Here is a 26211-nt window from a genome sequence, read left to right as displayed (position 1 = left end):
CGGCGGGCACGGGGCCAGGCGCTCCGTGCCCGCCGCCGGTGCGTTCAGGACCAGGCGGCGACGGTGTAGCCCACGCCGTAGGGGGCGTCCTCGTACAGCAGCCGGCCGGCGAGTCCGGCGTCCCGCGCGGCGCCGCCGAGCAGTTGCCAGGGGGCCCTTCCGGCCGCCTTGAGTTCACGGGCGAGCGCCACGTCGAGGGCCGCGAGGGCGTCGAGGTCCGCGGAGCCCAGGGCCTCGGTGGCGCCGGCGTCGAAGGCCGCGGCCCGCTCGTCGAGGTAGCCGGGGGCCTTGAGGGTGCGGCAGGCGCTGCCGTCGCCCATCACCAGGAGCGCGACCCGTTCGGCACGCCGGGCGAGGGAGCCTCCGACCGCCGCGCACTCCGGGGCGCCCTCGCTCTCCGCCAGGACGAAGCCTTCGACGGGCGCGCCCGTCCATCGGGCCCGGCCCAGCAGCCAGGCGCCCACCGCGAGGGACTGCGGCAGCGGCCGGTCCGGGGCGGCGGCGTCCGGTGGTGCGTCGCCGAGCGTCACGTCGAGGTCCACGCCGACGCCCCGGAAGGAACCGCGCGCCCCGGCCGGACGGGGCCCGGCGGAACGGTCGTCGCCCGGTCCCACGACGACGAGCAGCTCCGGGCGCGAGGCGGCGAGCACCCCCACCGCGTCGAGGCACGCGTCACGCGCGGCGTCGAGCTCGGGGGCGGCCCCGGCGGCGACCTCGGGCACCAGGAGCGGCGGGCAGGGGCACACGGCGGCGGCGACAAGCATGCCGGTCAGCGTACTTGCCGGAGGCCGTGCACCGACGCGGATGGACCAGCGCGGGTCGTGCGCGAGGCCGTGGAGAGGCCGGTGGCCCGGGGCGGCCCGGCGGGGCCCCGGGCCGGGCCGGCGGGGTCCGCGGTTCACGCCGGCCGCGCGCCACATGACCGGTCGACGGCCTTCGGCCGGGGCAGCCGGCCGGCCCGGGGCCCCGGGCCGGCAGTCAGCCGATGCCGCAGGCCGGGGCCCCGGCGGCCGGAAGCGGCTCCGGGGCGCCGATGCCGGGGAGGCCGAGCATCACTCCGGCGGGCTTGGCGGCCGCGCCGGTGGTGCGCTTCTCCCAGGCGTCGCCCGCTCGGGTGGACCGTACGGCGAGCGGGGTGCCCTCGGCGAGCAGGTGGTGCGGGGCGGCGTAGGTGATCTCGACGGTCACCACGTCGCCGGGGCGCACGGCCTTCTCGGGCTGGGTGAAGTGGACCAGCCGGTTGTCGGGGGCGCGGCCGGAGAGGCGCTGCGTGGCACCGTCCTTGCGGCCCTCGCCCTCCGCGACCATGACGTCCAGGGTGCGGCCGACCTGCTTCTTGTTCTCGTCCCAGGAGATCTGCTCCTGGAGGGCGGACAGGCGCATGTACCGCTCCTGGACGACCTCCTTGGGGATCTGGCCGTCCATGTCGGCGGCGGGGGTCCCGGGGCGCTTGGAGTACTGGAAGGTGAACGCGTTGGCGAACCGCGCCTCGCGGACGGCGTGCATCGTCTGCTCGAAGTCCTCCTCCGTCTCGCCGGGGAAGCCCACGATGATGTCGGTGGAGATGGCGGCCTCCGGCATCGCGGCGCGCACCTTCTCGATGATTCCCAGGAAGCGCTCCTGGCGGTACGAGCGGCGCATCGCCTTCAGGACGGTGTCCGATCCGGACTGCATCGGCATGTGCAGCTGCGGCATCACGTTGGGCGTCTCGGCCATGGCGGCGATGACGTCGTCGGTGAAGTCGCGGGGGTGCGGCGAGGTGAAGCGGACGCGCTCCAGGCCCTCGATCCTTCCGCAGGCGCGCAGCAGCTTGGAGAAGGCCTCGCGGTCGCCGATGTCGGAGCCGTACGCGTTGACGTTCTGGCCGAGCAGGGTGATCTCGCAGACGCCCTCGGCGACCAGGGCCTCGATCTCGGCCAGGATGTCGCCGGTGCGGCGGTCCTTCTCCTTGCCGCGCAGCGCCGGGACGATGCAGAAGGTGCAGGTGTTGTTGCAGCCGACCGAGATGGAGACCCACGCGGCGTAGGCGGACTCGCGGCGGGTGGGAAGCGTGGAGGGGAAGGCCTCCAGGGACTCGGCGATCTCGATCTGCGCCTCCTCCTGGACGCGGGCGCGCTCCAGGAGCACCGGCAGCTTGCCGATGTTGTGGGTGCCGAAGACGACGTCGACCCAGGGGGCCCGCTTGACGATGGTGTCGCGGTCCTTCTGCGCGAGGCAGCCGCCGACGGCGATCTGCATCCCGGGGCGCTTGGTCTTCATGGGCGCGAGGCGGCCGAGGTTCCCGTACAGCTTGTTGTCGGCGTTCTCGCGCACCGCGCAGGTGTTGAAGACGACGACGTCGGCGTCGCCGTCGGAGCCTTCGGGGGCCCGGACGTAGCCGGCGCCCTCCAGGAGACCCGACAGCCGTTCGGAGTCGTGGACGTTCATCTGGCACCCGTAGGTGCGCACCTCGTAGCTCTTCTGGACGTCCACTGCTTCGCTCCGGTTGCCGCTGCTCATGGGACAAGGGTAGGCGGTGGCCGGACCGCGCCTTCCCCGGCTGCTCCCGTCCCGCGCGCTCCCCGCCCGCTGTGGGCCGGTCCTCACGGGGAAGCCTGGTCAGAGGGGTGGTCGAGCTGGCAGGATCGCGCGCATGTTCCACGCTCTGTCCCGATTCGGCCGCCGCCGCACCCTGCAGACGGGCGCCGTCCTCGCGGTCGTGCTCGGGCTGCTCGCGTGGTGGCTGCAGCCCCGGGGGGACGAGGGGGTCCCGAGCGGGTCGCTCACCTTCTCCACCGGAGTGCCGAGCGGCGTCTACCAGCGGTACGGGGAACGGCTGGAGGGCGCGCTCGCCAACGACATCCCGGAGGTGTCGATACGGCTGCGGACCAGCGAGGGCTCGCAGCAGAACCTCGCCCGGGTGGCGACGGGCGAGGCCGACTTCACCATCGCCACCGCCGACGCGGTGGCCACGTATCTGCGCGACGGCAGGCCGGGGGCGCAGCGACTGCGCGGCTGCGTCCGGCTGTACGACGACTACGTGCAGCTGGTCGTCCCCCGCGACTCCGATGTGCGGACGGTCTCCGACCTGCGGGGCAAGCGGGTGGGCGTGGGCCAGGAGGGGTCCGGGGTGCGGCTGGTCGCGGACCGGCTGCTGGCGGCGGCGGGGCTCGATCCGGCCGCCGACGTCACACCGGTGCCGGTGGGCATCGACACCATGCCCGTGAGGCTGTCCCAGGGCGATCTCGACGCCTTCTTCTGGTCGGGCGGGCTGCCGACAGCGGCCGTGCAGGAGCTGTCGCAACGCTTCGACATCCGGTTGGTGCCGCTGGAGGCGGAGCTGGTCGCGAAGCTCCAGGCGGCGACCGGTCCCACCCGCTTCTACCGGTCCGCCATGATGCCCGCCGACGTGTACCCGCAGGCCCAGCAGGGGCAGGCGGTGCCCACGGTCGCCGTCGCCAACCTGCTCGTCACGACCGACCGTACGGACGCGGCCCTGACCGAGGCCTTCACCCGGACGGTGATCAACAGCCGGGACCGGATCGGCCGTGAGGTGCACGCGGCGCAGCTGGTGGATCTGCGGACGGCGATCTACACGGATCCGCTGATCGTGCACGACGGCGCCAAGGCCTACTACCGCTCGGTGAAGCCGTGAGGCCCCGCCGTTCCTGAGGCCCGGCCGTCCCGCCCCGTCAGCTCCCCGGCTGGTCGCGGGGGACGGTGACGGTCACCCGCAGGCCGTGCGGTTCGTGGTGCTCGTACGCGATCGAGCCGCCGCCCGCCGCGAGCAGCACCCGGGAGATGGAGAGGCCCAGGCCCGATCCGCTGACGTTCTGGTGGCGGGTGCTGCGCCAGAAGCGGTCCCCGACGCGTTCCAGCTCCGCTTCGGTGAGGCCGGGGCCACGGTCGGCGACCACGACGGTCGCCTCGCGGGCTCCGGCGGCGACGGTGACGGTGACGTCCTCTCCGGCGGGGGTGAACTTCAGGGCGTTGTCGACGACCGCGTCCAGGGCGCTGGAGAGCGCGACGGGGTCGGCCCAGGCGGTGGCCGCCGGCGCCCCGTCCAGGGTGAGGTTCACGCCCTCCCGCTCCGCCATCGGGCGCCAGGAGGCGACCCGCTCGGCGGCGAGCGGGACGATGTCGATCAGCTGGAGGTCCGCCTCGGCGTGCTCGGCCAGCGCGAGGTCCAGGAGGTCGTCGAGGACCCGGGCCAGCCGCTTCCCCTCGGTGCGCACGGCCGCGATCTCCTCGCTGTCCTCGGGCAGCTCCAGGGCGAGCAGCTCGATGCGGAGCAGCAGGGCGGCGAGCGGGTTGCGCAGTTGGTGCGAGGCGTCGGCGACGAAGGCGCGCTGCTGCTCCAGCACGTCCTCGACGTTGTCCGCCATCTCGTTGAAGGAACGGGCCAGGCGTCTGAGTTCCGGCGGCCCGGCGGAGGCGGCGACCCGGGAGCGCATACGGCCGCCGGCGATGTCGTGGGTGGCCGCGTCGAGGGTCCGTACGGGCAGCAGGACCCAGCCGGTGAGCCGTACCGCGGCGCCGACCGCCACCAGCAGCGCCAGGGCCTCGCCGAGGCCGATGAACAGCCATGTCCGCAGGATCCGCGACCGCATCTCGCCGGTGGGCGAGTCGAGGACGACCACGGCGACGACGTCGCCGTCGCGCACGACGGGCGAGGCGACGACGACGCGGCCGTCGCGCCAGGGCCAGACCTGCGGGGGGTCGTGCGAGCGGCGGCCCAGCAGCGCCTCGTTGAAGGCCGTGCGCCCCTCGCCCTCGGCGGGCAGGGTCCAGTAGCCGGGGGCCTTGGCCAGGGCCCGGTCGTCCCGGAAGAAGACGCCGGCGCGGATGTCGTACACCGAGGCGTAGAGCTCCAGGTCGGTCTGGAGGGTGCGGCGCCGCTCCTCGCTGTCCGGGGAGGTGTCGGTGATGGACTGCGCGAGGGCGGCGAACCGTGCGGTGTCGTCGATCCGGTCGATCACCAGCCGCTGCTGCTCGGCGGCGGCCACGCTGATCGCGAGCGGGAAGCCGAGGGTGACCAGGACGGCGGCCATCAGGACGATGAGCAGCGGGAGCAGACGGGAGCGCACCGGGAGACGTCCCCGCCGGTTACGCGGACGGTGCGACGAGCCGGTAGCCGACGCCCCGCACGGTCTCGATCAGGGCGGGGAGCCGCAGTTTGGAGCGCAGGGAGGCGACGTGGACCTCCAGGGTGCGTCCGGTCCCCTCCCAGCTGGTGCGCCAGACCTCGCTGATGATCTGCTCGCGGCGGAAGACGACGCCGGGGCGCTGGGCGAGCAGGGCCAGCAGGTCGAACTCCTTGCGGGTGAGCTGGACTTCCGCGCCGTCGACGCTGACCCGGCGGGTCGGCAGCTCGATGGCGACCGGGCCGAGGCGCAGGGCGGCGACGGGGGTCGGCGCGGTGTCCTCGCCGCTGGTGGTGCGCCGGGCGACCGCGTGGATGCGGGCGAGCAGTTCGCCGGTGTCGTACGGCTTGGTGACGTAGTCGTCGGCGCCGAGGTTGAGCCCGTGGATGCGTGAGCGCACGTCGGCCCGGGCGGTGACCATGATCACGGGGGTCGCGGTGCGTTTGCGGATCTTCCCGCACACCTCGTAGCCGTCCTGGTCGGGCAGTCCGAGGTCCAGGAGGATGACCCCGAAGGGCTCCTTCTCGGCGGGCAGCAGGGCGCGCAGGGCCTCTTCGCCGTTACGGGCGTGCACGACCTGGAAACCGTGCCGGGCGAGCACGGCGGACAGGGCCGCCGCGACATGGTCGTCGTCCTCGACGAGCAGCAGTCTCATGGCCCTCCTCTCCGTTTCTCCCGGGGCCGTGAGGCTTCTCGGGTCCCTGTGCTTCTCCGGTGGCCGTGCGGCTCCCGTGGTTCGTTCGCGCCGTCGGCACCGTCGCACGGTGTCACCGGGCAGGGCCCGACATTAACCCGCGCGTCATCCGCGGGACTCCCCGAGAGCCCCGATGAGGCTTCCCGTTCCGCGGTGTTTCACGTCTTCCCCGTTCAAGGCATCCACGCCGATGAACGGCGTACCAGTCAAGAGCCTCCCGGTTACAGCAGGGTTTCCGTTATGCACCCGGTACGCCCCCGGGGCGGCGCGTGACGTCCCGTTCACACGGAGTGTCCGGTTGCCGCCGGATCGTTATGCTCAATTTCCGCTCAGATGTAATGACGTTGGTAGCACTGCGTCATTACTGTCCTTGTTCAACCGAGGAGGACGGAGCAAGAAGCCGATGAGCGGAGTTTCAGTGACCAAGGACGCCGAGGGTGCCGCGCCCGCGGCGAACGACCTGGTCGTACTGAGCAACGTCAACAAGCACTTCGGCGCGCTGCATGTGCTCCAGGACATCGACCTGACCATCGCCCGTGGCGAGGTCGTGGTCGTCATCGGGCCTTCCGGGTCCGGCAAGTCCACGCTGTGCCGCACGATCAACCGCTTGGAGACGGTCGACTCGGGAGCGATCTCGATCGACGGCAAGCCCCTGCCCCAGGAGGGCAAGGAGCTGGCCAGGCTGCGTGCCGACGTGGGCATGGTCTTCCAGTCGTTCAATCTCTTCGCACACAAGACGGTGCTGGAGAACGTGATGCTGGGCCAGGTCAAGGTCCGCAAGGCCGACAAGAAGGCCGCGGAGGAGAAGGCCCGGACCCTGCTCGACCGGGTGGGCGTCGGCGTACAGGCCGACAAGTACCCGGCGCAGCTCTCCGGTGGCCAGCAGCAACGCGTCGCGATCGCCCGGGCCCTGGCGATGGACCCGAAGGTCATGCTCTTCGACGAGCCCACGTCCGCGCTCGACCCGGAGATGATCAACGAGGTCCTGGAGGTCATGCAGCAGCTGGCCCGGGACGGGATGACGATGATCGTCGTCACCCACGAGATGGGCTTCGCCCGTTCCGCCGCCAACCGCGTCGTGTTCATGGCCGACGGGAAGATCGTCGAAGAGGCGACCCCCGACCAGTTCTTCAGCAACCCGCGCAGCGACCGGGCCAAGGACTTCCTGTCGAAGATCCTTCACCACTGACGACAACGACCCACGACCTAAGGATTGTTCACATGAAGCTCCGTCAGTCCGCCGCCGTCGCGGCCATCGCCGTCCTCGCCCTGACCGCGACCGCCTGTGGTGGCAAGGAGGGCTCCGCCGGTGACAAACCGGGGGGCACGAAGCCCGGTTCCTCCGAGGCCCCCGCGCTGCCCACGTACACCGCGGCCAAGGACGTCACCCTGGACTCCCCCGTCTTCAAGAAGGCCAAGGAGCGCGGCAAGCTCGTCATCGGCGCCAAGGCCGACCAGCCGTACCTCGGCTTCGAGGACCAGGCGACCAAGGAGCGTTCGGGCTTCGACATCGAGATCGCCAAGATGATCGCGGCCGACCTCGGTTTCTCCGACAAGCAGATCGAGTGGAAGACCGTCGACTCCGGCGTCCGTGAGACGGCCATCTCCAAGGGCCAGGTCGACTACTACGTCGGCACGTACACGATCAACGACGAGCGCAAGAAGCAGGTCGGCTTCGCCGGGCCGTACTACAAGGCCGGCGCGGACCTCCTGGTGCGCAAGGACGACAAGTCGATCACCGGCAAGGACTCGGTGAAGGGCAAGAAGGTCTGCTCGATCGTCGGCTCCACCCCGCTCCAGGAGATCAAGAAGCCCGAGTACGGCGCGAGCGTCGTCGAGCTGGCCAAGTACTCCGACTGCGTGCAGCAGCTGCTGACCAAGCAGGTCGACGCCGTCACCACGGACGACTCGATCCTCAAGGGCTACGCCGCCGCCAACTCCGGCAAGCTCCACGTCGTCGGCGACCCGTTCACCGACGAGCCCTACGGCGTCGGCCTGAACAAGGACGACAAGGTGCTCCGCGAGGCCATCAGCAAGTCGCTGGAGGAGCGCGTCAAGGACGGCACCTACAAGAAGATCTACGAGGCCACGCTGGGCCTGTCCGGTTCGGACTACGTCGAGCCGCCGGCCATCGAGCGCTACTGACGCGTCGGCCCTCGGACCGCGGGCTCCGGCCCGCCGTCCGACGGCCGGCACCCCGTCATCCGTCACGACGCCCCGCGAGTGACCCAGGCGTCCCGTACGCCACCGCCGTCCCGGTCCTCCCGGGGTGCGCGGGCGTACGGGGCGCCCCTTCCCCTGCCCTGATGCCGCTGACCGCCGACGCGGAGACCTCATGAACGTACTGCTCGACAATTTCCCAGAGTTCCGCGACGGCTTCATAGGAACCGTGTCGATCACCGCCGTCAGCTCGGTTATCGCCCTGTTCCTCGGTGTGATCATCGCCGGATTCCGGGTCTCGCCGGTGCCGCCGCTGCGGTACTTCGGCACCGCCTGGGTGACGCTGATGCGCAACACCCCGCTGACGCTGCTTTTCCTGATCTTCTTCTTCGTCGTGCCCGAGATCCTCTTCCCGGGGATGAGCCCGTTCGTGCTCGGCTCGCTGGCCCTCGGCTTCTACACCTCCTCGTTCGTGTGCGAGGCGGTCCGCTCCGGCATCAACACCGTGCCGCTGGGACAGGCCGAGGCCGCGCGCTCCATCGGCATGACGTTCGCCCAGACGCTGCAGATCGTGGTGCTCCCGCAGGCCACGCGGACCGTGATCCCGCCGCTGAGCAGCATCTTCATCGCGCTGACGAAGAACTCCGCGATCGCCGGGGCCTTCAGCGTCGCCGAGCTGTTCGGCTGGCAGAAGCTGATGAGCGACAAGGGCTACGACATCGTGCCCGTCTTCATCTGGGTGGCCATCGGCTACCTCGTCGTCACGTTTACCATCAGCGGCCTCTTCCGGCTGCTGGAGCGTCGCATGGAGGTCGCCCGATGAGCGCCAGCGTTCTCTACGACGCCCCGGGCCCCAAGGCCGTCGTCCGCAACCGGATCTACGCGGTCGTCGGCAGCGTCGCCATCGCCGCGCTGATCGCCGTCAGCATCGTGCGGCTCGCGGACAAGGGGCACCTCGCCCCCGAGATGTGGGACATCTTCAACTACGCGGGCATCCGGCAGAACATCGCCGACGCCCTGCTCGCCACGCTCAAGGCGTTCGGCCTCGCCGCGGTCGGTTCGCTGGTCCTCGGCGTGGTCCTGGTGGTGGGCCGGCTCTCCGACCACAAGCCGGTCCGCTGGGCGGCGACCACCTTCATCGAGCTGTTCCGCTCGCTGCCGCTGCTGATCACCATCTACGCCATCTGGGTCGGCTTCCTCACCGACCACTCGATGTGGGCGCTGGCCGCGGGCCTCTCCGTCTACAACGGCTGCGTCCAGGCCGAGGTGCTGCGGGCCGGCATCAACTCGGTGCCCAAGGGCCAGAGCGAGGCCGCGTACGCGCTCGGCATGAGCAAGACGCAGGTCATGGTCAGCGTCCTGATGCCGCAGGCCGTCCGGTCGATGCTGCCGACGATCATCGGTCAGCTCGTGGTGACCCTCAAGGACACCTCGCTCGGCTTCATCATCCTGTACCCGGAGCTGCTCCAGACCGCGCGGCTGATCGCCTCCAACACGCAGGTGAACGGCCAGTACCCGTACGTCTCGACGATCGTCGTCATCGGCACGCTCTACATCGCGATGTGCCTGCTGCTCTCGGCGCTGGCGACCTGGATCGAGAAGCGCGGCCGCCGTGCCAAGACCGGCATCAAGGTGGCGCCCGGCGCCCCGGCCGCCGGCATCCCCGAGGTCGAGGCCGTTCCCGGCCCGGACGCGGGGGGCGCAGGGGGCGCAGGCCCGACGGCCGACGGTGCCGGTGGGGCCGGTGTGACGAAGGGCTGACCGCCCCGGGCCCTTTCCGGCCCTGACGAGCAGGAGCATTCGAGGCAGCGGCGCACGCGTCGCTGCCTCGGTCACTTGACGCAAGCACCACCAGTGGGTTGCATACGTTCTGTGATCACGCACCCGGCTTCCTATGCCACGTTCCGCATGACCGTACGGGCCGGAGGGTACGAGCCGTGGACCCGGTGATCGTCGTCGGCGCCGGGCCGGTCGGCCTGACGCTGTCGCTGGCCCTCGCCGCCCAGGGCGTCCCCTCGGTCCTTCTCGACGAGGGCCCCGGCACGGAGGAGCCCCGCCCCGCCCGCACGGTCGTGCTGCGCGAGGACTCCGCCGACCTGATGGGCCGGCTGGGCTGCCGGGAGCTGGACCGGGTCGGGCTGCGCTGGTCCGGATGGCGTTCGATCCGCCGGAAGCAGCTGGTGAGGAACGTGCCGCTGAGCGGGGGCGGCGGCGCCGAGGACGACACCGCGCTCACCGGGCTGCTTCCCGCGCCGCTCCACGTCCCGCAGCACGAGCTGAGCGCCGCGCTGCGGGCGGCGGTGGACAAGGCGCCGCTGGTCCAACGGGTGCCGCTCAGCCGGATCGACACGCTGGAGCAGGACCCCGACGGCATCACGGTGCACACCAGGGAGCCGGGTTCCACCTGGTGGCGCGGGAGTTATCTGGTCGGCTGCGACGGCGCCCGGTCGACGGTGCGCAAGCTGCTGGACATCCGGTTCCCCGGCCGTACGGCGGTGGAACGGCATGCCGTGGCCGCGCTCCGGGCCGAGCTGCCCTGGCCCGACGAGGCGGTCCTGCACCGGCAGCCTCCCTGGCGGACCGGGGGTGCCGAGGTCTCCGCCCGGCCGCTGCCGAACGGCGTCTGGCGGCTGGACTGGCTGCTGCCGCCGCGTGGCGAACTGGTCACCCCCGAAGCGCTGATCACCCGGATCCGGGACACCCTGGCCGGCTGGTGCGGTGAGACCCCGGCCTACGAACTGCTGGACACCGGCGTCCACACCCTCCACCACCGGCTCGCCCGACGCTGGCGCAAGCAGCGTGCGTTCCTGGCGGGGGACGCGGCGCACCTGCTGGGCGCCGTGGGCACGCAGGGGCTGGACGAGGGGATCCGGGACGCCGAGAACCTGGCCTGGAAGCTGGCCCACGTCTGGCACCACGGCCCGGCCGAGCACCTCCTCGACAGCTACCAGGCGGAGCGCCGGGCGGCGGTGGCCGCACGGCTGCGCGCCGCCGACCAGTCGCTGCCGATACTGCGCGGCGGAGGCGGTCTGCGGACCCTGGTCCCGGGCGCCGCACGTGGTCACGACACCCTGCTCTCCGACGGGCATCTGGGCTGCGGAGCCCTGGGTGCGCCCCCTTCGTACTCGCACTCCCCCCTCGCACCGCCGCACACGGAGGCGCACGCCGCCGTCGGTACGCCCCCCGGTGCGCCGGTCGCCGATGTGACGGTGACGGCGCCGGACGGGACGACGACCCGGCTGCGGGAGCGGCTCGGTCAGGGCCACCCGCTGGTGGTCCTCGTCGCGCCGGGGACCGGGGTCTGGGACCGGCGGCACTGGCAGACCGCGGGTGTCATGCCCCGCCTCACGGACGCCGTGGCGGCACTCCCCGGGTCGACGGAGCTGCTGGTCACCGAGAGCTACCCGGGAGCGTCGGCGCACACGGTCCTGCTGGTGAGGCCGGACGGTCACCTGGTGGCCGCTTTCGGCGGCGTACGGCCCGCCGAGCTGTTCACCGCGGCGCGCACCGCTCTGGGCGGCGCGCCCCACGAAGCGCGGGAGCCCGTGGAACCGGGTGACGGCGAGAGCGGCGGCGACGGCGACGGACCGGACACGGGGCGCGGACAGGGCTCCCGGGCACGGGTCCACGCAGATGGGAGCGCCGGGCTCCATTGATCGATTGACCGTCACGGGCGCGCGTGGTGTACTCCAGATCATGACCGACACCGATGTGCGCCTGTGGCGGAGGGTCCATATGGACCTCGTCCGTTACGCGGGCTGCGTGTGTCGCCCGTCCTGCTGACTCGCCTCCCTCTGCCGGTGCGTGCCGCTTGCCGCACGGCCGGAACCTCGCGCGAACTCCCAGGACGGTCCTCGTGTCTTCCCCCCGCTCCGCCGTGCCCACGGCTGCCTCTGTTCCTTCTCCTTCCGCCGCCCCCTCCGCCCCCGTCGCCGGGGGCTCCACGACCACGTCCGCCGCGCCGACGGTGGCGGAGCTGATGGACTTCGTCCGCGGCGCCGCCCGGGACGAGGCGCTCATCGCCTCGCTCCCCCTCGATCCGGAGGGCCGCACCTGGATCAGGCTCGACGGACCGGCGGGCAGCGAAGCGTGGCTGATCGGCTGGCCGCCGGGCACCGGCACGGGCTGGCACGACCACGCCGACTCGTTCGGCGCGTTCACCACCGTGGCGGGCGCTCTCAAGGAGCACTCGCTGGCCGTGCGGCTGCCCACCGACGGCTGGAAGACCCTGGAGCTGACGGAGGGGGTGGACCGGTCGAGGAATCTGGCGACCGGTCAGGGCCGGGCCTTCGGACAGAACCACGTCCATGAGGTCCTCAACGAGTCGGAGACCGCGCACGCGGTCTCCGTCCACGCCTACTACCCGCCCTTGCCGCGGATCCGCCGGTTCAGCCGCACCGGTGCCGTGCTCCGCCTGGAGCAGACCGAGAGCCCGGAGGACTGGCAGTGAGCGAGGACCGGAACACGCACCGGGACGGGGCCGAGCGGGACGGGGCGAAGCCCGACGGGACGGCCGTGCCGGACGCCCCGACGCCCGTGGGCATCGACGATCTGCTGGAGCGGGTCAGGGCCGGCTACGACCGGGTCGGCCCGGCCGAAGCCGCCGCGGCGGCGGAGGCCGGGGCCCTCCTGGTGGACATCCGGTACGCGGCACTCCGCGACCGGGACGGACTGATCCCGGGCGCACTGGTCGTCGAGCGCAACGAACTGGAGTGGCGGCTCGACCCCCGGGGCAGCCACCGCGCCGCCGAAGCGGTCGGCCACGACCTCCGGATCGTCGTCATCTGCAACGAGGGATACGCCTCCAGCCTCGCGGTCGCCTCGCTGCGGCAGCTGGGCCTGCACCGGGCCACCGATCTGATCGGCGGCTTCCAGGCGTGGCGCGGTGCGGGCCTTCCGGTCACCTCCGCCTGACCTTCCCCCGCCCCCGTCCTTCCCGCCCTGACGCCTCTTCGCCTCTTCCGGCCTCCGGAGCGCGGCGTCAGGCGTCAGGCGTCCGGCGTCCGACACCCGTGATCGGGCGTCGGACGCCGGATCCGTCGGGATGCCACACACCCGAACGCCACGTTCCACTGGAGCAATCGCCGCGCGTGACCGACATTCGCCTCACACAGAGGACGAAATGTACGGAGATGACGCATTCATGGCGACTGCTCTCCTCACTCCCGACCGGCTCGACGACCAGGCTTCCCGGCTGTACGACACCCGGGCGTGGCAGCGGATCGTCACGGACTGGGAGCGCACGGGTCCCGAGGACTCCGGGGCCTCCGGTTCCGTGCCCGCTCCGGCGGAGCCGACGCCCGCGCGGCTCGTGGAACCCCCGGCACCTGCGGAAACCGCGCCCGCGGAGCCCTTCGACTGGCGGACCCTGCTGTCCGTGCCCGTGGACCGGCTGGTCGACGACACCCTGCGGACACTGTCCGTCGCACCCCTGCGGGAGCGCCCGCTGCCCGGGAGGCTGGGCGCGATGCTGCCCGACCGGGTCCATCTCTGGCGGCGGGTCGGACAGGGCGACCTGCGCCCGTCGACCCATCTCGGCTACGCGCGGCGAATCCTGGTCGAGTGGGGCTGGCAGAACACCCCGTACCGACTGCGGAACGCCCATGGGGCACGCTGCGTCTGCGGCGCTCTCATCTCAGCGCACCGTCTCGGCTACGGCTCCCTCGACACCGTGGACCGGGCCGGCGCCTGGCTGATCACGGAGTTGCGCGCGCAGGGGTGGCCCGGACTGATCGGCTCCTGGAACCGCCATCCCGGCCGCACCGCGGCGGACGCTCTGGCCCTCGTCGACGCCACCATCCGCCGCGCGTCCCTGGCGGGACAGTGACCGAAGGCTCCTGGCCGAGACCCCCGGCCATGGGCCCCGCCCGTCGGACGCGTGTCGTCGCGACGTCACCGTCGACCGCCGGACAGTGCCGCCCGAGCCTGACCAACGGCCGACCGACCACCGACCGCCTGACGGCGACCACCACTCCCCCCGAGCGCCCCCTGCCGCCCCTGACCCCTGACCCCTGACCGCTGACCGCTGACCGCTGACCGCTGACCGCTGACCGCTGACCGCGAGCATCCCCGGGCCGCGCGCGTTCAGAAAAGCTCGTCCAGGCCTTCCGTGTCCTCGCCCTCTTCCTCCAACGCCTGCCGCACCACCCGTAGGGCCATGCCTTCCCCGTATCCCTTGCGGGCGAGCATCCCCGCCAGGCGGCGCAGCCGCTTGTCCCGGTCCAGGCCCCGCGTGGAGCGGAGCTTGCGGGCCACGAGCTCCCGCGCCGTCTCCTCCTCCTGTTCCGCGTCGAGCTGACCGACCGCCTCGTCGATCACGGTGGAGTCCACGCCCTTCGTCCGCAGTTCGCGGACGAGGGCACGGCGCGCGAGACCCCGCCCGTGGTGCCGTGACTCCACCCACGCTCCGGCGAACGCGGCATCGTCGATCAGCCCGACGTCCTCGAAGCGCGCGAGCACTTCCTCGGCCGCCTCGTCCGGGATCTCCCGCTTGCGCAGGGCGTCCGCGAGCTGTTTGCGCGTACGCGGGGTCCCGGTGAGCAGCCGCAGGCAGATGCTGCGCGCCTGCTCGACCGGGTCACGCGGCTCCCCCTTCTCGGCCCTCGACGAGGAAGGGGAGCCGCTGCTTCTGGTGCTGGAGCGGGCGCGTGGGCCCGCCCCCTCGCCGAATCCGCTCCCGGCGCCCGCTCCACCGCGCGAGCGGCGTCCGGGCCGCGCCCCCGCACCCGCCTCCGGCTCGACGGGCCCGTGGTCGGACGCGGGATCGCCGCCGGGCTCGGCAGACCCGCCCGGCCACTCCGTACGACGTGTCACGGCCTAGCTCTTGGCCGCCGCGGTCTTGGCCGGCTTGGCCTTGGCGGCAGAAGTGGCCGCCGGCTTCGCCGCCCCGTCGGCCGCCGGCGCCGCTGCCGCGGCCGCGTCCGCGGCGGGCTCGCCCGCGTCGGCGTCCGGACGGACTCCGACACCCAGCTTCTCCAGGATCTTCTTCTCGATCTCGTTGGCGAGGTCGGGGTTGTCCTTGAGGAAGTTGCGGGCGTTCTCCTTGCCCTGGCCGAGCTGGTCGCCCTCGTAGGTGTACCAGGCGCCGGCCTTGCGGACGAAGCCGTGCTCCACGCCCATGTCGATCAGGCCGCCCTCGCGGCTGATGCCCTGGCCGTAGAGGATGTCGAACTCCGCCTGCTTGAACGGCGGGGCGACCTTGTTCTTGACGACCTTGACGCGGGTGCGGTTGCCGACGGCGTCGGTGCCGTCCTTGAGCGTCTCGATCCGGCGGATGTCGAGGCGCACCGAGGCGTAGAACTTCAGCGCCCGGCCACCGGTGGTGGTCTCCGGGGAGCCGAACATCACGCCGATCTTCTCGCGGAGCTGGTTGATGAAGATCGCGGTGGTCTTGGACTGGTTGAGCGCGCTGGTGATCTTGCGGAGCGCCTGGCTCATCAGACGCGCCTGGAGACCCACGTGCGAGTCGCCCATCTCGCCCTCGATCTCCGCACGGGGCACCAGGGCCGCCACGGAGTCGATGACGATCAGGTCCAGGGCGCCGGAGCGCACCAGCATGTCGACGATCTCCAGCGCCTGCTCACCGTTGTCCGGCTGGGACAGGATGAGGCTGTCGATGTCGACGCCGAGCTTCTTCGCGTACTCCGGGTCCAGCGCGTGCTCGGCGTCGATGAACGCCACCGAGCCGCCGAGCTTCTGCGCGTTCGCCACCGCGTGGAGCGTCAGCGTCGTCTTGCCGGAGGACTCCGGCCCGTACACCTCCACCACACGGCCGCGCGGCAGACCGCCGACGCCGAGGGCGACGTCGAGAGCGGTCGATCCCGTGGGGATGACCTCGATGGGCTCGTTCGGCCGCTCGCCCAGGCGCATCACCGCGCCCTTGCCGAATTGCCGTTCAATCTGTGCGAGTGCGGCGTCCAGCGCCTTCTCGCGGTCGTTACCTGCCATGGGTTCCACCCGATTTGCTTGAGTCGATCGCTTCACGTCTCAGACGCTAACCCCTGCCACTGACAATGGGCCTCGACGTCCTCCCGACCTGTGGACAACTCCACGGCCGGGCCCGGGAAAACCCGGCCGGAATCCCATCAGAATGGATGTTCGATTTTCATGTCAAGCGCACCACGCGCCACCGCAGCCACCCCTTGACCGAACACTCCGCGCCATCGAGCCCCGATCGCGCGCCGTCGGACTTCGGCGGGCGGGAGTTCACATCACCCGAGCCCGTCTCCCGACCAGGGCGCCGGGCGGGGCGGCTGACGGGCCGGGCGGGGCGGCTGACGGACCGCGGGCCGGCGGACCCGTCCGGGCCCATCGGCCGGCACCGCGGACGCGCCCCCTCAGCCGCCGCACGCGCAGCTCGCGGCCGCCGGTTCGGCCTCGGGCGCCGACCGACCGGCGCAGCAGGCGTCCCCGCCGCCGACGGACCCCTTGCCCATCCGGTCGGCGTCGGCCTTGACGACGTAGACCTCCCAGGGCTCCCCGCCGGGGCCGTGGACCCAGACCTTGTCCTGGAGGGCGTAGCAGCAGGAGGTGTCGTTCTCCTCGAACGTGGCGAGGCCGGCGCCCTTGAGGCGGTCGGTGGCCGCGGCGACCGTCCGGGGTGATGCGACCTCGACCCCGAGGTGGTCCAGGCGGGTTTCCCGGCCGGGCTCTCCTTCGATCAGGACGAGCTTGAGCGGCGGCTCGACGATCGCGAAGTTGGCGTAGCCGGGGCGGCGCTTGGCCGGTTCGACGCCGAACAGCTTGGAGTAGAAGGTCACCGAGGCATCGAGATCGGCGACGTTGAGTGCGAGCTGGACACGGGACATGGCGGTCTCCCCGATCACTTGATTCGACATCTGTCGATGCAAGCTTGCGCTCTGGATAGAAGAACGTCAACATAGACACATGTCGAAACAAGAGCTCGTGGTGGTCGGCCAGGACAGTGCCGAGGGGTGCTGCCCCACGCTGCTGACCGCCCCGCTGGACGAGGACCAGGCCGCCGACCTGGCGAAGGTGTTCAAGGCGCTGGGCGATCCGGTGCGTTTGCGGCTGCTGTCGATGATCGCGTCCCGGGCGGGCGGAGAGGTCTGCGTCTGCGACCTCACCCCGGCCTTCGACCTGTCGCAGCCGACGATCTCCCACCATCTGAAGCTGCTGAAGCAGGCCGGGCTCATCGACTCCGAGCGGCGCGGGACCTGGGTGTACTACCGGCCGCTGCCGCAGATGACCGACCGGCTCGCGGCGGTCCTCACCCGCCCCGCCGAGCCGTCCATGCCCCCGACGACGCCCGCCGGGGCAGCCTCGTGACCGCCCGGGCCGCCACCGCGGCGGAGCCGACGGCCCCGGTCACCGGGCGGCTGTCCTTCCTCGACCGGTACCTCGCCGCATGGATCCTGTTCGCGATGGCGACCGGCCTCCTCCTCGGCCGCCTCGTGCCCGACCTCGGCAACGTGCTGGCCGGGGTGACCGTCACCGGGGTCTCCCTGCCCATCGCGCTGGGCCTGCTGGTGATGATGTTCCCCGTGCTGGCCAAGGTCCGGTACGACCGCCTCGACACCGTCACCCGCGACCGACGCCTGCTGGGGACGTCCCTGGTCCTGAACTGGGTTCTCGGGCCGGCCCTGATGTTCGCGCTCGCCTGGATCTTCCTGCCGGACCTGCCCGAGTACCGCACCGGCCTGATCATCGTCGGTCTGGCCCGCTGCATCGCCATGGTCATCATCTGGAACGACCTCGCCTGCGGCGACCGTGAGTCGGCCGCCGTACTGGTCGCCCTGAACTCGGTCTTCCAGGTGGTCGCGTTCGCCGCGCTCGGCTGGTTCTACCTGTCCGTCCTGCCCGGCCGGCTCGGACTGGAGCAAGCCGCCCTGGACGTGTCGGTGTGGGAGATCGCCCGCTCCGTCCTGATCTTCCTCGGCATCCCCCTGCTGGCCGGGTTCCTCACCCGCCGCATCGGGGAGAAGGCCCGGGGCCGCACCTGGTACGAGACGAAGCTGATCCCCCGGATCAGCCCGTTCGCCCTCTACGGGCTGCTGTTCACCATCGTCGTACTCTTCGCCCTCCAGGGCGACGCCATCACCTCCAAGCCGTTCGACGTCGCCCGGATCGCGCTGCCCCTGCTGGCCTACTTCACGCTCATGTGGGCCGGGTCCATGGCCCTCGGCGGCCTCGTCGGACTGGGCTATCCGAAGGCGACGACCCTGGCGTTCACCGCGGCCGGCAACAACTTCGAACTCGCCATCGCCGTCGCCATCGCCACCTTCGGCGCGACCTCGGGCCAGGCCCTCGCCGGAGTCGTCGGCCCCCTCATCGAGGTCCCCGTCCTGATCGGCCTCGTGTACGTAGCGCTGGCCGCCCGCCGCTACTTCCCCCGGACCGCGCCCGCGGCCGACCCGGAAGGCTCCGCCCGTGCCTGATTCCAAGCCGTCCGTGCTGTTCGTCTGCGTCCACAACGCCGGCCGCTCGCAGATGGCCGCCGCCTTCCTGACCCACCTCGCGCGAGGACGCGTCGAGGTCCGTTCCGCCGGGTCCGCACCGGCCGACTCAGTGAACCCCGCCGCCGTCCAGGCCATGGCGGAAGTCGGCATCGACATCTCCGCCGAAACCCCGAAGGTGCTGACCACCGGGGCCGTCCAGGCATCCGACGTCGTGATCACCATGGGCTGCGGAGACACCTGCCCCGTCTTCCCCGGCAAGAAGTACCTCGACTGGGCCCTCGAAGACCCCGCCGGCCGAGGCATCGAGTCCGTCCGACCGATCCGCGACCAGATCGAGCGACACGTCCGCAGCCTCCTCTCCGACCTCCGGCCCCGGTGACAGCGGCCCAAGCCGTTGAGCGCAACCCCTGACGGAACGCGGCCACGCCTGCACACCTCGGAACATCGCCCTATATTCATGCGCTATGGGAGCAATTGCGGGGCACGGAACATCCGGCGGAGGCCGGGCCCCCGGATCCGATCTGGCCGGCCGTGTGGCGCTCGTCGCCGGAGGGACCCGCGGGGCCGGGAGGGGCATCGCCGTCCAGCTCGGCGCCGCCGGGGCGACCGTGTACGTGACCGGCCGTACGAGCGGGTCCGAGCGGTCCGAGATGGACCGGCCCGAGACGATCGAGGAGACCGCGGCCCTGGTCGACGCGGCGGGCGGGCGGGGCATCGCCGTCCAGGTCGACCATCTGGTTCCCGACCGGGTCAGGGCGCTGGTGGCCCGCATCGCGAGCGAGCAGGGCGCCCTGCACATCCTGGTGAACGACATCTGGGGCGCCGAGATCGAGTGGAACAGGCCCGTGTGGGGGTCGTCGCTCGACACCGGGCTGCACACCCTGCGGCTGGCCGTCGACACCCATGCCATCACCAGCCACTTCGCACTGCCGCTGCTGATCGAGACACCGGGCGGCCTGGTCGTCGAGATGACCGACGGGACGGACGAGTACAACGCTTCCCACTACCGCGTCTCGTTCTTCTACGACCTGGCGAAGGCCGCGGTGAACCGGATGGCCTTCGCCCTCGGCCATGAACTCGCGCCGCACGGTGGGACGGCCGTGGCGCTGACCCCGGGCTGGCTGCGCTCCGAGGCCATGCTCCAGGCCCACGGGGTGACCGAGGCGACCTGGCGCGACGCCGTCGCGCACACGCCCCACTTCGCGATCTCCGAGTCCCCCGCGTACGTCGGCCGCGCCGTGGCCGCCCTCGCCGGCGATCCGGAGGTGGCCCGCTGGAACGGCCGGTCGCTCTCCAGCGGGCAGCTCGCCCGGGAGTACGGCTTCACCGACGTGGACGGGGACCGGCCCGACGCCTGGCGGTATCTGACCGAGGTCCAGGACCCCGGCCTGCCGGCCGATGTGACGGGCTACCGCTGAGGCCCGTCCCGACGGACCACGGGAAGGTCCTGTCTGACAAATGATCACCTGGCCGCTTCACGGAGCCAGAGGATCAGGGAGGCCAGGACGACTCCCGCGCGGTACCGGTTCGCGAGCTTGTCGAACCTGGTTGCGATCGCGCGGGACTGTTTGAGGCGAGCGAAGCATCGTTCGACCACGTTGCGGTCGCGATAGATCTCCGTGTCGAAGACGGGTGGCCGACCACCGCGGCGCCCACGGCGCCGACGGTTGGTCACCTGGTCGCGGCGCTCGGGGATCGTGGCAGCGATACCCCGACGCCTCAGCAGATGACGGAGGCCCTGCTGGAATATGCCTTGTCACCCAGCACACGGTCCGTTGTCGTGCGCGGACGGCCCGTGCCGGCCCGAGGAGTGCGTACCCCTTTGAGGACATCGGCGAACGCTGTGGCGTCGTTGACGCCTCCGGGTGTGAGCACAATCGACAGCGGCAGCCCCCGGCAGTCGACGGCGAGATGGACCTTGGTGGTCAACCCGCCCCGAGACCGACCGAGTGCCTGGCACGCCTGCGAGTGGACCGGATCTTCCGGTTCGTCCCCGTCCACGTCCCCCTTGTACAGGCGCCTGCGGCATGCTGATGGGCCCGGTTGACCGTGGAGTCGACGGCAACGGTCCACTCCCCCCGGCCCGCCGCATCGTCACGGACCTGGACGTGTTCCAGCAGCTTCGCCCATGTGCCATCGGCCTCCCAGCGGGCGAACCACTCCTAGACGGTCTGCCACGGCCCATACCGCTCGGGTAGGTCGCGCCACGGGGCCCCGGTCCGCAGCCGCCCCAGCACCCCGTTGACCACCTGCCGGTGATCACGCCACGGACGGCCGCGTCCGTCCACCTGCGGCAACAGGGGCTCTATCCGCCCCCATGCCGCATCCGTCAACTCACCTCGACCCGCCACAAGATCAATGATCAGACCGGCTATAGAGTCCTGCCCGTGGCAAATCATCAGGACGACACCAGGACGGCCTACGACGGTGTCGTCGAGCTGTACGCATCGCTGTTCGCAAACCGGCTGGAGACACAGCCTTTCTCCCGGGCCATGATCGGCACCTTCGCCGAACTGGTGCGCGCGACGGGCAACCCGCGGGCAGCGGACGTCGGGTGCGGGCCCGGACATCTGACAGCCATGCTGCACGAACTGGGCCTGGACGCCTTCGGACTCGACCTCGCCCCCGGCATGGTCGACCACGCCCGGCAGGCCCATCCGGCGCTGCGCTTCCAAGAGGCGCGGATGGAATCCCTGCCGATCGAGGACGGCGCGCTCGGCGGCGTGCTGGCCCACTACTCGATGATCCACACCCCTCCGGAGGAGCTGCCGGAGCTACTCTCCGAACAGGTACGCGTCCTGGCGCCGGATGGCCTGCTCCTGGTCTCCTTCTTCGGGACCGACGGACAAGAACCGGTTCGCTTCAACCACAAAGTGGCGCCCGCCTACAGCTGGCCGGCAGACAGCCTCGCCGAACTGCTGGCCGATGCCGGGCTCGATCCCTTCGCCCGGCTGCTCCACGATCCGGCCTCTGAACGGGGCTTCCTCGACGCCCATCTACTGGCCCGCCGCTCGTAGGTCCTGCCCGGCAATACCCGCCATACGTCGGCGCATATCCGGGCTGCCAGCTCGACGGACGCTCGCTGGTCCGACGGGAATTGTCAGCCATGCCCTAGCGCCGGGGCCACACCAGGCGGCGGATCCGGGACGGCAACGGCGTCCCGGGCGTACGGCTGCTTCCCCCGTGCACGCGTGGATCGTCGGTGACGTCGTACCGCTTCACATAGGCGCCGAGGAACGCCTGGAGCGTGGCGACGGCGGGAATGGCGACCAGCGCTCCGACCGCGCCGAGCAGGGCCGTGCCGGCGATGACCGACCCGAAGGCGACCGCGGGGTGGATGTCGACGGTCTTCGCGGTCAGCTTGGGCTGGAGCACGTAGTTCTCGAACTGCTGGTAGATCACGACGAACCCGAGCACGTACAGCGCGTACCAGGGGTCGACCGTGAAGGCGATCAGCATGGGCAGGGCGCCCGCGAGATACGTGCCGATGGTCGGGATGAACTGGGAGACGAGTCCGACCCAGACGGCGAGGGCCGGGGCGTAGGGCACCCCGAGGATCACCAGCAGGACGTAGTGCGCGACGCCGGAGATCAACGCCATCAGTCCGCGCGAGTAGATGTATCCGCCGGTCTTGTCGACGGCGATCTCCCAGGCGCGGAGCACTTCGGTCTGCCGGGCCGGCGGCAGGACGGAGCACAGGGCGCGGCGGAGGCGGGGGCCGTCGGCCGCGAAGTAGAAGGAGAACAGGAAGATCGTCAACAGCCGGAACAGCCCGCCGAGGACCGTGGTGGAGACGTCGAGCACTCCGGTGGCGCTGTTCTGGACGTACTTCTGCAGCCAGTCGGAGTGCAACAGGCTGTCCTGGACCTCGACCCGGGAGAGTTCGGTGCGGAAGGTCTGGTTGACCCAGTTGATCACCGAGTCGATGTACTTCGGGAACTCGTCGACCATGTCGACGATCTGTCCCGCGAGCATCGACCCCAGCAGCACCACGAATCCGAGGCCGAAGATCGTCACCGCGAGGAACACGAGGAACGTGGCCAGCCCGCGGCGCATGCCGCGGGCGGCCATCCGGCCGACCGCGGGCTCGATGGCGAGCGCGAGGAAGAACGCGATCAGCACGTTCGTCAGCAACCCGATGAGCTGGTGGAACGCCCAACTGCCGAGTTGGAAGCAGGCGTAGAGCGCCAGGGCCAGCACCATCGCGCGCGGCAACCAGCCGGGCATGCGGACCCCACCGGCGCCGGCGGGCGGCGCGGGTGGTGCGGACGGCGGGGCGGGCGGGGATGCGGACGGCTGGGCCGGGGCGGTCTCGTCTGTCGATGACACGGGACAAGTCTGGCCCATGCCGCCGGCCACCGGTCCCCCGCCCCGAGCGGGCCCTTCCGGTTCCGCCCCGCCCGGAACGGGGTCGGGCGCCCGCCCGCCGGAAGGGCGGACGGGTTTCAGCGCCGGTCGGCCGGAACGTCCATGGCCGTACACACCCCGCGCCAGACGTCCTTGGCGTCCCATCCCGCGTCCAGCGCCTGGTGCACGGTGCGCCCGCCGAGTTCGGCCATCACATGGTCCCGGGCGAAGGAGTCGGCGTACGCCGCACCGAAGTGGTCGGCCATCCGCTCCCAGAAAATCGTCAACCGCATGCCACCAGTATCCCGCTCCTGAGAGTGCAGCCGGTCCACCGGGCATGTGCCGGACGACTTTCCCCTCTACGGTCGGTCCATGGCTGCAACCGGAGCAAGCACCCTCGCGCGAGCCGAGCAGTTCATCTGGCTCACGGCCCGTGTCCTCGAACAGCGGAGGTTCGCCCATGGCTTTCTGGACGGAGATCCCGGCGCCGTCGAAACGGCTCTCTCCGCCTATCTGAACGAGGACGGCGGCTACGGCCACGCGCTGGAACCGGATCTCCGGGGTCCGGTCAGCCAACCGTTGCACACCGCCCACGCGCTGAGCGTTCTTGATTCGATCGGCCGCTGCGCCGGACAGCGTGTGGAAAGGATCTGTCGCTTTCTGACCGATGTGTCAACCAAAGAAGGCGCACTTCCCGCTCTGCTCCCTACCCAGCGCGGGTATCCGGCGGCCCCGTTCATCCCCATCGTGGACGATCCCCCGGCGGAGCTGCTCGCCACCGGCCCGGTCGTCGGGCTGCTCCACGGCAATCAGGTGTGGCACGCCTGGCTGTTCCGGGCCACGGACTTCTGCTGGAGTGCCGTCGACGCTCTGGAACAGTCCCACCCCTACGAGGTCGAGGCCGCGGTCGCCTTTCTGGACTGCGCCCCGGACCGGGCACGCGCCGAGGTGGCGGCCGACCGGCTCGGCCGCCTGGTGCGCGATCAACGGCTGGCGGTGCTCGATCCCTCCCGGCGGGCGGAGTACCCGGTGGCGACGGGCTACGCGCCGGGCGAGCACCACTTCCCGCACGACTACGCCCGTACGCCCGGGTCCCTGGCCCGCCGCTGGTTCACGGACGAGGAGCTGGAGCGCTCCCTGGACCACCTGGCCGCCGAGCAGCAGGACGACGGCGGATGGCCGGTGACCTGGCGGCAGTGGGCGCCGGGAACCGCGCTGGAGGGGCGCCCCCTGGTGACGCTCAGGGCCCTGGGGACGCTCCGCTCGTACGGTCGGTCGCTCGGCTGAGCGCGCGTCCGGCGGGGTCGGGACGGCCCCCGCACCTTCCTCGGTCCCGGGCGTTCGGCCCGCTCAGGCCAGCGCCCGGACCCCGGCCGTGACCAGGACCCCGGCACCCACGACGACCAGGAAGGGGGCGCGGAGGACCAGAGCGAGTGCCGCTGCTCCGAGACCGGCGGCGCGGGCGTCGAGGACGAGCTGCTGCCCGTCGCCGAAGGTCTGCTGTGCGGTGAGCGCCGCCAGCAGCGCCACCGGCAGCAGGGCGGCCATCCGCTGGACGAGCGGTCGCTCCAGCACACCCGCGGGCACCAGCAGACCCAGCAGTTTGGCGAGGTAGCAGCCCGCCACGGTCAGTCCGATGGCGATCCAGACGTTCATGAGTGCCGCTCCTCCTTCTCCTGCCGCGCCGTCTTCCCGCGCCGGGTCGCCGGTGTGTCCTCGGGGTCTTGGGGGGTGGCCCCCGGTTTCGTCCGTCCGCTGAGGAAGAGGACGACGGGCGCCGCCAGCGCCGACAGCAGAACGGGGACGCCCGCCGGCAGAACGGGCAGCAGCGTCAGGGCCAGCACGACGGCCAGCCCCGCCGTGACGCGTTCGACGGTGCTCTTGAGCATCGGCGCGAGCAGCGCGAGGAACACCGCGGGACTCGCCGCGTCCAGCCCCCACGCGTCCGTGTCGCCCAGCGCCTCGGCGCCCAGCGCGCCCACCAGGGTGGTGAGGTTCCACAGCACGTACAGGGTGAGTCCGGTGACCGTGAACCCGATGCGCGCGGCCCGCCGGGTGGGCTGGGGCAGGGTGACCGCGGTCGTCTCGTCGATGACCCAGTGGGCGGCGAAGGGCCGTACGGCGCGGGGGAACGCGAGCAGTTGCGAGAGCCGCAGACCGTAGAAGGCGTTCCGGACGCCCAGGAAGAACGCCCCCGCAGCCGCGGTGTACGGGTTGCCGCCCGCGGCCAGCGCGCCGACCAGAGCGAACTGCGAGGCGCCGGTGAAGACGAGGAGACTCAGGACGCAGGTCTGGAGCAGGCTGAGGCCGGAGCCCGCGGAGGTGACGCCGAAGGCGAAGCCGGAGAGCCCGACGGCGATGCCGACGCCGAGCGCGTCCCGGACGACGGCCGCGTCCGGCTTGTCCGGTCGGTCCGCGGCCGCCGGTCCGGGCGGACCGGCGGATCGGGCACCGGGCGTGCCGGTGCTCTCTGGGGGTGCTGTCTGTTCTGCCACGTCCGGAACGCTACGGGGATCGCCGGAGCCCGGTCTTGTACGTTCTTGCACGCCCGAACGGTGCTTCGGGCGGCCCCGGCCCCTTCGCGCGTGCCTCAGCGGCCGGGACGCAGCACTCCGCGTTCGCGCTGGTAGGCCCCGGGCGGCACGCCGACGATCCGGGTGAAGTGCCGGTTGAGGTGGGGCTGATCCGTGAAGCCGACGGCGGTCGCGGCCTCGGCCGGGGCGGTCCCCGCGTCGAGCAGGCGACGAGCCCTGCGCACCCGGGCGTCGGTGAGCCAGGTGTGGGGCGGCATCCCGTACTCCTTCTTGAAGGCCCTCAGCAGCGCGAACGGGCCGGTGCCCAGCTCGGCGGCGAGCGTCTCCAGCGTGGGCGGGTCGGCCATGCGCTCCTCCAGCGCCGCGCGGGCGCGCACCGCGTTCCGCGCGCTCCCGGCGTGCGCGGCCAGGCCGGGCAGCGGGCTGCCGTGCCGGCTGAGGAGCCGGGTGACCAGGATCCGCAGCAGGCTGTCCGCCGCCAGCGCGTTGCCCTCCTCCGCCGCCCGGTGCACCTCGGTGATCAGCCGGGACGCGTGGGGGTCCGTCACCCGGGTCTCGGCGAAGCCGACCGTGCCGCGCAGGGACGTCACCTCGGCCGCGATGTCGTTGACGACCCGGGCCGACGGGTAGAGCGTGGAGTAGGCCCAGCCCTCGGGCGCCCCGGAGCGTGCGGTGTGCGGCACCTCCGGGTTGATCATGACGACGGTTCCGGGGACCGCGTGGACCGTGCCGCCCGGCAGCCCCACGTCCTCCACCCCGCCGGTGACGGCGCCGAGGACATAGCCCTCGTGGCTGTGCCGGGGAAAGGTGTGCCGGACGTAACGGGCGCGCAGCAGATCGAGGTCGGGCAGTGCGTCGTACTGCCAGTGCCGTGCCCACTCCGCCACGCCGTCCGCTCCCGCCATGGGGACATTCTCGCAGGTCCGGGGCGTGTG

28 protein-coding genes and 1 pseudogene are annotated in these 26211 nt (G+C 71.7%); 16 read left to right on the top strand and 13 right to left on the bottom strand.

Features of this window, described 5'->3' with window-relative positions:
* Nucleotides 1-44: 44 nt before the first annotated feature.
* Together DTB53_RS27315 and miaB are read right to left on the bottom strand one after the other, a co-directional pair.
* Nucleotides 45-764 (bottom strand): class III extradiol dioxygenase subunit B-like domain-containing protein, encoded by a 720-nt coding sequence (locus DTB53_RS27315; RefSeq protein WP_003965805.1) that lies wholly within the window; start codon nucleotides 762-764, stop codon nucleotides 45-47.
* Between the two features lie 214 nt (nucleotides 765-978).
* Nucleotides 979-2499, bottom strand: coding sequence for a tRNA (N6-isopentenyl adenosine(37)-C2)-methylthiotransferase MiaB (miaB, locus tag DTB53_RS27310; protein ID WP_012378743.1), 1521 nt, complete (start codon nucleotides 2497-2499; stop codon nucleotides 979-981).
* Nucleotides 2500-2632: 133 nt separating this feature from the next.
* On the opposite strand from miaB, the gene DTB53_RS27305 reads away from it, so the two are divergent.
* Nucleotides 2633-3634, top strand: coding sequence for a TAXI family TRAP transporter solute-binding subunit (locus DTB53_RS27305; protein WP_012378744.1), 1002 nt, complete (start codon nucleotides 2633-2635; stop codon nucleotides 3632-3634).
* 37 nt (nucleotides 3635-3671) lie between these two features.
* Here DTB53_RS27305 and DTB53_RS27300 read toward each other — a convergent pair whose 3' ends face one another.
* The gene (locus DTB53_RS27300; protein ID WP_012378745.1) at nucleotides 3672-5066 is read right to left on the bottom strand and encodes a sensor histidine kinase; all 1395 of its coding nucleotides are present in this window, start codon (nucleotides 5064-5066) and stop codon (nucleotides 3672-3674) included.
* A 19-nt stretch (nucleotides 5067-5085) separates the two neighbouring features.
* Complete coding sequence (locus DTB53_RS27295) at nucleotides 5086-5778, bottom strand: response regulator transcription factor (RefSeq protein ID WP_003965809.1); 693 nt, start codon at nucleotides 5776-5778, stop codon at nucleotides 5086-5088.
* Between the two features lie 442 nt (nucleotides 5779-6220).
* On the opposite strand from DTB53_RS27295, the gene DTB53_RS27290 reads away from it, so the two are divergent.
* The 9 genes from DTB53_RS27290 to DTB53_RS27255 all read left to right on the top strand — a co-directional run bounded on the left by DTB53_RS27290 (nucleotide 6221) and on the right by DTB53_RS27255 (nucleotide 13804).
* Nucleotides 6221-7006 (top strand): amino acid ABC transporter ATP-binding protein, encoded by a 786-nt coding sequence (locus tag DTB53_RS27290; RefSeq protein ID WP_003965810.1) that lies wholly within the window; start codon nucleotides 6221-6223, stop codon nucleotides 7004-7006.
* Nucleotides 7007-7038: 32 nt separating this feature from the next.
* On the top strand, nucleotides 7039-7962 hold the full coding sequence (locus DTB53_RS27285) for a glutamate ABC transporter substrate-binding protein (protein ID WP_003965811.1): 924 nt from the start codon (nucleotides 7039-7041) through the stop codon (nucleotides 7960-7962).
* Nucleotides 7963-8152: 190 nt separating this feature from the next.
* Nucleotides 8153-8800: an amino acid ABC transporter permease gene (locus DTB53_RS27280; protein ID WP_012378746.1), complete on the top strand. Its 648-nt coding sequence runs from the start codon at nucleotides 8153-8155 to the stop codon at nucleotides 8798-8800.
* Complete coding sequence (locus tag DTB53_RS27275) at nucleotides 8797-9738, top strand: amino acid ABC transporter permease (RefSeq protein WP_003965813.1); 942 nt, start codon at nucleotides 8797-8799, stop codon at nucleotides 9736-9738. Before DTB53_RS27280 ends, DTB53_RS27275 begins: the two co-directional genes overlap by 4 nt.
* Nucleotides 9739-9914: 176 nt before the next feature.
* A complete protein-coding gene (locus DTB53_RS27270; protein ID WP_012378747.1) occupies nucleotides 9915-11633 on the top strand; it encodes an FAD-dependent monooxygenase in 1719 nt (572 codons plus the stop codon).
* A complete protein-coding gene (locus DTB53_RS38035; RefSeq protein WP_356203881.1) occupies nucleotides 11611-11760 on the top strand; it encodes a putative leader peptide in 150 nt (49 codons plus the stop codon). The genes DTB53_RS27270 and DTB53_RS38035 overlap by 23 nt, the downstream gene beginning before the upstream one ends.
* A 73-nt stretch (nucleotides 11761-11833) precedes the next feature.
* Nucleotides 11834-12427, top strand: coding sequence for a cupin domain-containing protein (locus DTB53_RS27265; RefSeq protein ID WP_003965815.1), 594 nt, complete (start codon nucleotides 11834-11836; stop codon nucleotides 12425-12427).
* Complete coding sequence (locus tag DTB53_RS27260; protein WP_012378749.1) at nucleotides 12424-12891, top strand: rhodanese-like domain-containing protein; 468 nt, start codon at nucleotides 12424-12426, stop codon at nucleotides 12889-12891. The genes DTB53_RS27265 and DTB53_RS27260 overlap by 4 nt, the downstream gene beginning before the upstream one ends.
* Nucleotides 12892-13120: 229 nt before the next feature.
* A complete protein-coding gene (locus DTB53_RS27255) occupies nucleotides 13121-13804 on the top strand; it encodes a DUF6197 family protein (protein ID WP_172595299.1) in 684 nt (227 codons plus the stop codon).
* 257 nt (nucleotides 13805-14061) lie between these two features.
* On the opposite strand, the gene recX is transcribed toward DTB53_RS27255, so the two are convergent.
* The 3 genes from recX to DTB53_RS27240 form a co-directional block, all read right to left on the bottom strand.
* A complete protein-coding gene (gene recX / locus DTB53_RS27250) occupies nucleotides 14062-14790 on the bottom strand; it encodes a recombination regulator RecX (protein ID WP_012378751.1) in 729 nt (242 codons plus the stop codon).
* A 3-nt stretch (nucleotides 14791-14793) separates the two neighbouring features.
* Nucleotides 14794-15924 (bottom strand): recombinase RecA, encoded by a 1131-nt coding sequence (gene recA / locus DTB53_RS27245; RefSeq protein WP_012378752.1) that lies wholly within the window; start codon nucleotides 15922-15924, stop codon nucleotides 14794-14796.
* A 389-nt stretch (nucleotides 15925-16313) separates the two neighbouring features.
* Complete coding sequence (locus DTB53_RS27240) at nucleotides 16314-16784, bottom strand: ArsI/CadI family heavy metal resistance metalloenzyme (RefSeq protein WP_012378753.1); 471 nt, start codon at nucleotides 16782-16784, stop codon at nucleotides 16314-16316.
* A gap of 79 nt (nucleotides 16785-16863) precedes the next feature.
* Between DTB53_RS27240 and DTB53_RS27235 the strand changes: the two genes are divergently transcribed.
* From DTB53_RS27235 to DTB53_RS27220, 4 genes are all read left to right on the top strand, one after another.
* On the top strand, nucleotides 16864-17265 hold the full coding sequence (locus DTB53_RS27235; RefSeq protein WP_012378754.1) for an ArsR/SmtB family transcription factor: 402 nt from the start codon (nucleotides 16864-16866) through the stop codon (nucleotides 17263-17265).
* Nucleotides 17262-18374, top strand: a complete 1113-nt coding sequence (gene arsB / locus DTB53_RS27230) for an ACR3 family arsenite efflux transporter (RefSeq protein WP_012378755.1) — start codon at nucleotides 17262-17264, stop codon at nucleotides 18372-18374. Before DTB53_RS27235 ends, arsB begins: the two co-directional genes overlap by 4 nt.
* On the top strand, nucleotides 18367-18774 hold the full coding sequence (locus tag DTB53_RS27225) for an arsenate reductase ArsC (RefSeq protein WP_012378756.1): 408 nt from the start codon (nucleotides 18367-18369) through the stop codon (nucleotides 18772-18774). The genes arsB and DTB53_RS27225 overlap by 8 nt, the downstream gene beginning before the upstream one ends.
* Nucleotides 18775-18859: 85 nt before the next feature.
* Nucleotides 18860-19813 (top strand): SDR family oxidoreductase, encoded by a 954-nt coding sequence (locus tag DTB53_RS27220; protein WP_237528397.1) that lies wholly within the window; start codon nucleotides 18860-18862, stop codon nucleotides 19811-19813.
* Nucleotides 19814-19838: 25 nt separating this feature from the next.
* Here DTB53_RS27220 and DTB53_RS27215 read toward each other — a convergent pair.
* Nucleotides 19839-20746 (bottom strand): annotated as a pseudogene (locus tag DTB53_RS27215) (IS5 family transposase); the annotation flags it as partial.
* A 36-nt stretch (nucleotides 20747-20782) separates the two neighbouring features.
* On the opposite strand from DTB53_RS27215, the gene DTB53_RS27210 reads away from it, so the two are divergent.
* Entirely contained in the window at nucleotides 20783-21412 is a 630-nt protein-coding gene (locus DTB53_RS27210) for a class I SAM-dependent methyltransferase (RefSeq protein WP_012378760.1), read from the top strand.
* 94 nt (nucleotides 21413-21506) lie between these two features.
* Here DTB53_RS27210 and DTB53_RS27205 read toward each other — a convergent pair whose 3' ends face one another.
* Both DTB53_RS27205 and DTB53_RS27200 read right to left on the bottom strand, forming a co-directional pair.
* Nucleotides 21507-22622: an AI-2E family transporter gene (locus tag DTB53_RS27205; protein WP_003965826.1), complete on the bottom strand. Its 1116-nt coding sequence runs from the start codon at nucleotides 22620-22622 to the stop codon at nucleotides 21507-21509.
* A 218-nt stretch (nucleotides 22623-22840) separates the two neighbouring features.
* A complete protein-coding gene (locus tag DTB53_RS27200) occupies nucleotides 22841-23035 on the bottom strand; it encodes a DUF3046 domain-containing protein (RefSeq protein WP_003965827.1) in 195 nt (64 codons plus the stop codon).
* Nucleotides 23036-23114: 79 nt separating this feature from the next.
* On the opposite strand from DTB53_RS27200, the gene DTB53_RS27195 reads away from it, so the two are divergent.
* Nucleotides 23115-24029, top strand: coding sequence for a hypothetical protein (locus tag DTB53_RS27195; protein WP_003965828.1), 915 nt, complete (start codon nucleotides 23115-23117; stop codon nucleotides 24027-24029).
* Between the two features lie 63 nt (nucleotides 24030-24092).
* Here DTB53_RS27195 and DTB53_RS27190 read toward each other — a convergent pair whose 3' ends face one another.
* From DTB53_RS27190 to DTB53_RS27180, 3 genes are all read right to left on the bottom strand, one after another.
* The gene (locus tag DTB53_RS27190; protein ID WP_003965829.1) at nucleotides 24093-24398 is read right to left on the bottom strand and encodes an AzlD domain-containing protein; all 306 of its coding nucleotides are present in this window, start codon (nucleotides 24396-24398) and stop codon (nucleotides 24093-24095) included.
* Nucleotides 24395-25237, bottom strand: a complete 843-nt coding sequence (locus DTB53_RS27185; RefSeq protein WP_012378761.1) for an AzlC family ABC transporter permease — start codon at nucleotides 25235-25237, stop codon at nucleotides 24395-24397. Before DTB53_RS27185 ends, DTB53_RS27190 begins: the two co-directional genes overlap by 4 nt.
* Nucleotides 25238-25332: 95 nt before the next feature.
* Nucleotides 25333-26181: an AraC family transcriptional regulator gene (locus DTB53_RS27180; RefSeq protein WP_012378762.1), complete on the bottom strand. Its 849-nt coding sequence runs from the start codon at nucleotides 26179-26181 to the stop codon at nucleotides 25333-25335.
* Between the last annotated feature and the right edge of the window lie 30 nt (nucleotides 26182-26211).

The sequence above is a fragment of the Streptomyces griseus genome, from assembly GCF_900460065.1.
GTDB classification, from domain to species: Bacteria; Actinomycetota; Actinomycetes; order Streptomycetales; family Streptomycetaceae; genus Streptomyces; species Streptomyces griseus.
This window is presented reverse-complemented; position numbering and strand designations above follow the sequence as displayed.

Coding starts and splice junctions, on each gene's coding strand:
- DTB53_RS27220 (WP_237528397.1), top strand. CDS start 18,860: ATGGGAGCAATTGCGGGGCACGGAACATCCGGCGGAGGCCGGGCCCCC.
- DTB53_RS27240 (WP_012378753.1), bottom strand. CDS start 16,784: ATGTCCCGTGTCCAGCTCGCACTCAACGTCGCCGATCTCGATGCCTCG.
- DTB53_RS27290 (WP_003965810.1), top strand. CDS start 6,221: ATGAGCGGAGTTTCAGTGACCAAGGACGCCGAGGGTGCCGCGCCCGCG.
- DTB53_RS27255 (WP_172595299.1), top strand. CDS start 13,121: ATGGCGACTGCTCTCCTCACTCCCGACCGGCTCGACGACCAGGCTTCC.
- DTB53_RS27180 (WP_012378762.1), bottom strand. CDS start 26,181: ATGGCGGGAGCGGACGGCGTGGCGGAGTGGGCACGGCACTGGCAGTAC.
- DTB53_RS27190 (WP_003965829.1), bottom strand. CDS start 24,398: ATGAACGTCTGGATCGCCATCGGACTGACCGTGGCGGGCTGCTACCTC.
- DTB53_RS27280 (WP_012378746.1), top strand. CDS start 8,153: ATGAACGTACTGCTCGACAATTTCCCAGAGTTCCGCGACGGCTTCATA.
- DTB53_RS27275 (WP_003965813.1), top strand. CDS start 8,797: ATGAGCGCCAGCGTTCTCTACGACGCCCCGGGCCCCAAGGCCGTCGTC.
- DTB53_RS27235 (WP_012378754.1), top strand. CDS start 16,864: ATGTCGAAACAAGAGCTCGTGGTGGTCGGCCAGGACAGTGCCGAGGGG.
- DTB53_RS27205 (WP_003965826.1), bottom strand. CDS start 22,622: ATGCCCGGCTGGTTGCCGCGCGCGATGGTGCTGGCCCTGGCGCTCTAC.
- DTB53_RS27200 (WP_003965827.1), bottom strand. CDS start 23,035: ATGCGGTTGACGATTTTCTGGGAGCGGATGGCCGACCACTTCGGTGCG.
- miaB (WP_012378743.1), bottom strand. CDS start 2,499: ATGAGCAGCGGCAACCGGAGCGAAGCAGTGGACGTCCAGAAGAGCTAC.
- recA (WP_012378752.1), bottom strand. CDS start 15,924: ATGGCAGGTAACGACCGCGAGAAGGCGCTGGACGCCGCACTCGCACAG.
- DTB53_RS27195 (WP_003965828.1), top strand. CDS start 23,115: ATGGCTGCAACCGGAGCAAGCACCCTCGCGCGAGCCGAGCAGTTCATC.
- DTB53_RS27295 (WP_003965809.1), bottom strand. CDS start 5,778: ATGAGACTGCTGCTCGTCGAGGACGACGACCATGTCGCGGCGGCCCTG.
- DTB53_RS27285 (WP_003965811.1), top strand. CDS start 7,039: ATGAAGCTCCGTCAGTCCGCCGCCGTCGCGGCCATCGCCGTCCTCGCC.
- DTB53_RS27315 (WP_003965805.1), bottom strand. CDS start 764: ATGCTTGTCGCCGCCGCCGTGTGCCCCTGCCCGCCGCTCCTGGTGCCC.
- DTB53_RS38035 (WP_356203881.1), top strand. CDS start 11,611: ATGGGAGCGCCGGGCTCCATTGATCGATTGACCGTCACGGGCGCGCGT.
- DTB53_RS27305 (WP_012378744.1), top strand. CDS start 2,633: ATGTTCCACGCTCTGTCCCGATTCGGCCGCCGCCGCACCCTGCAGACG.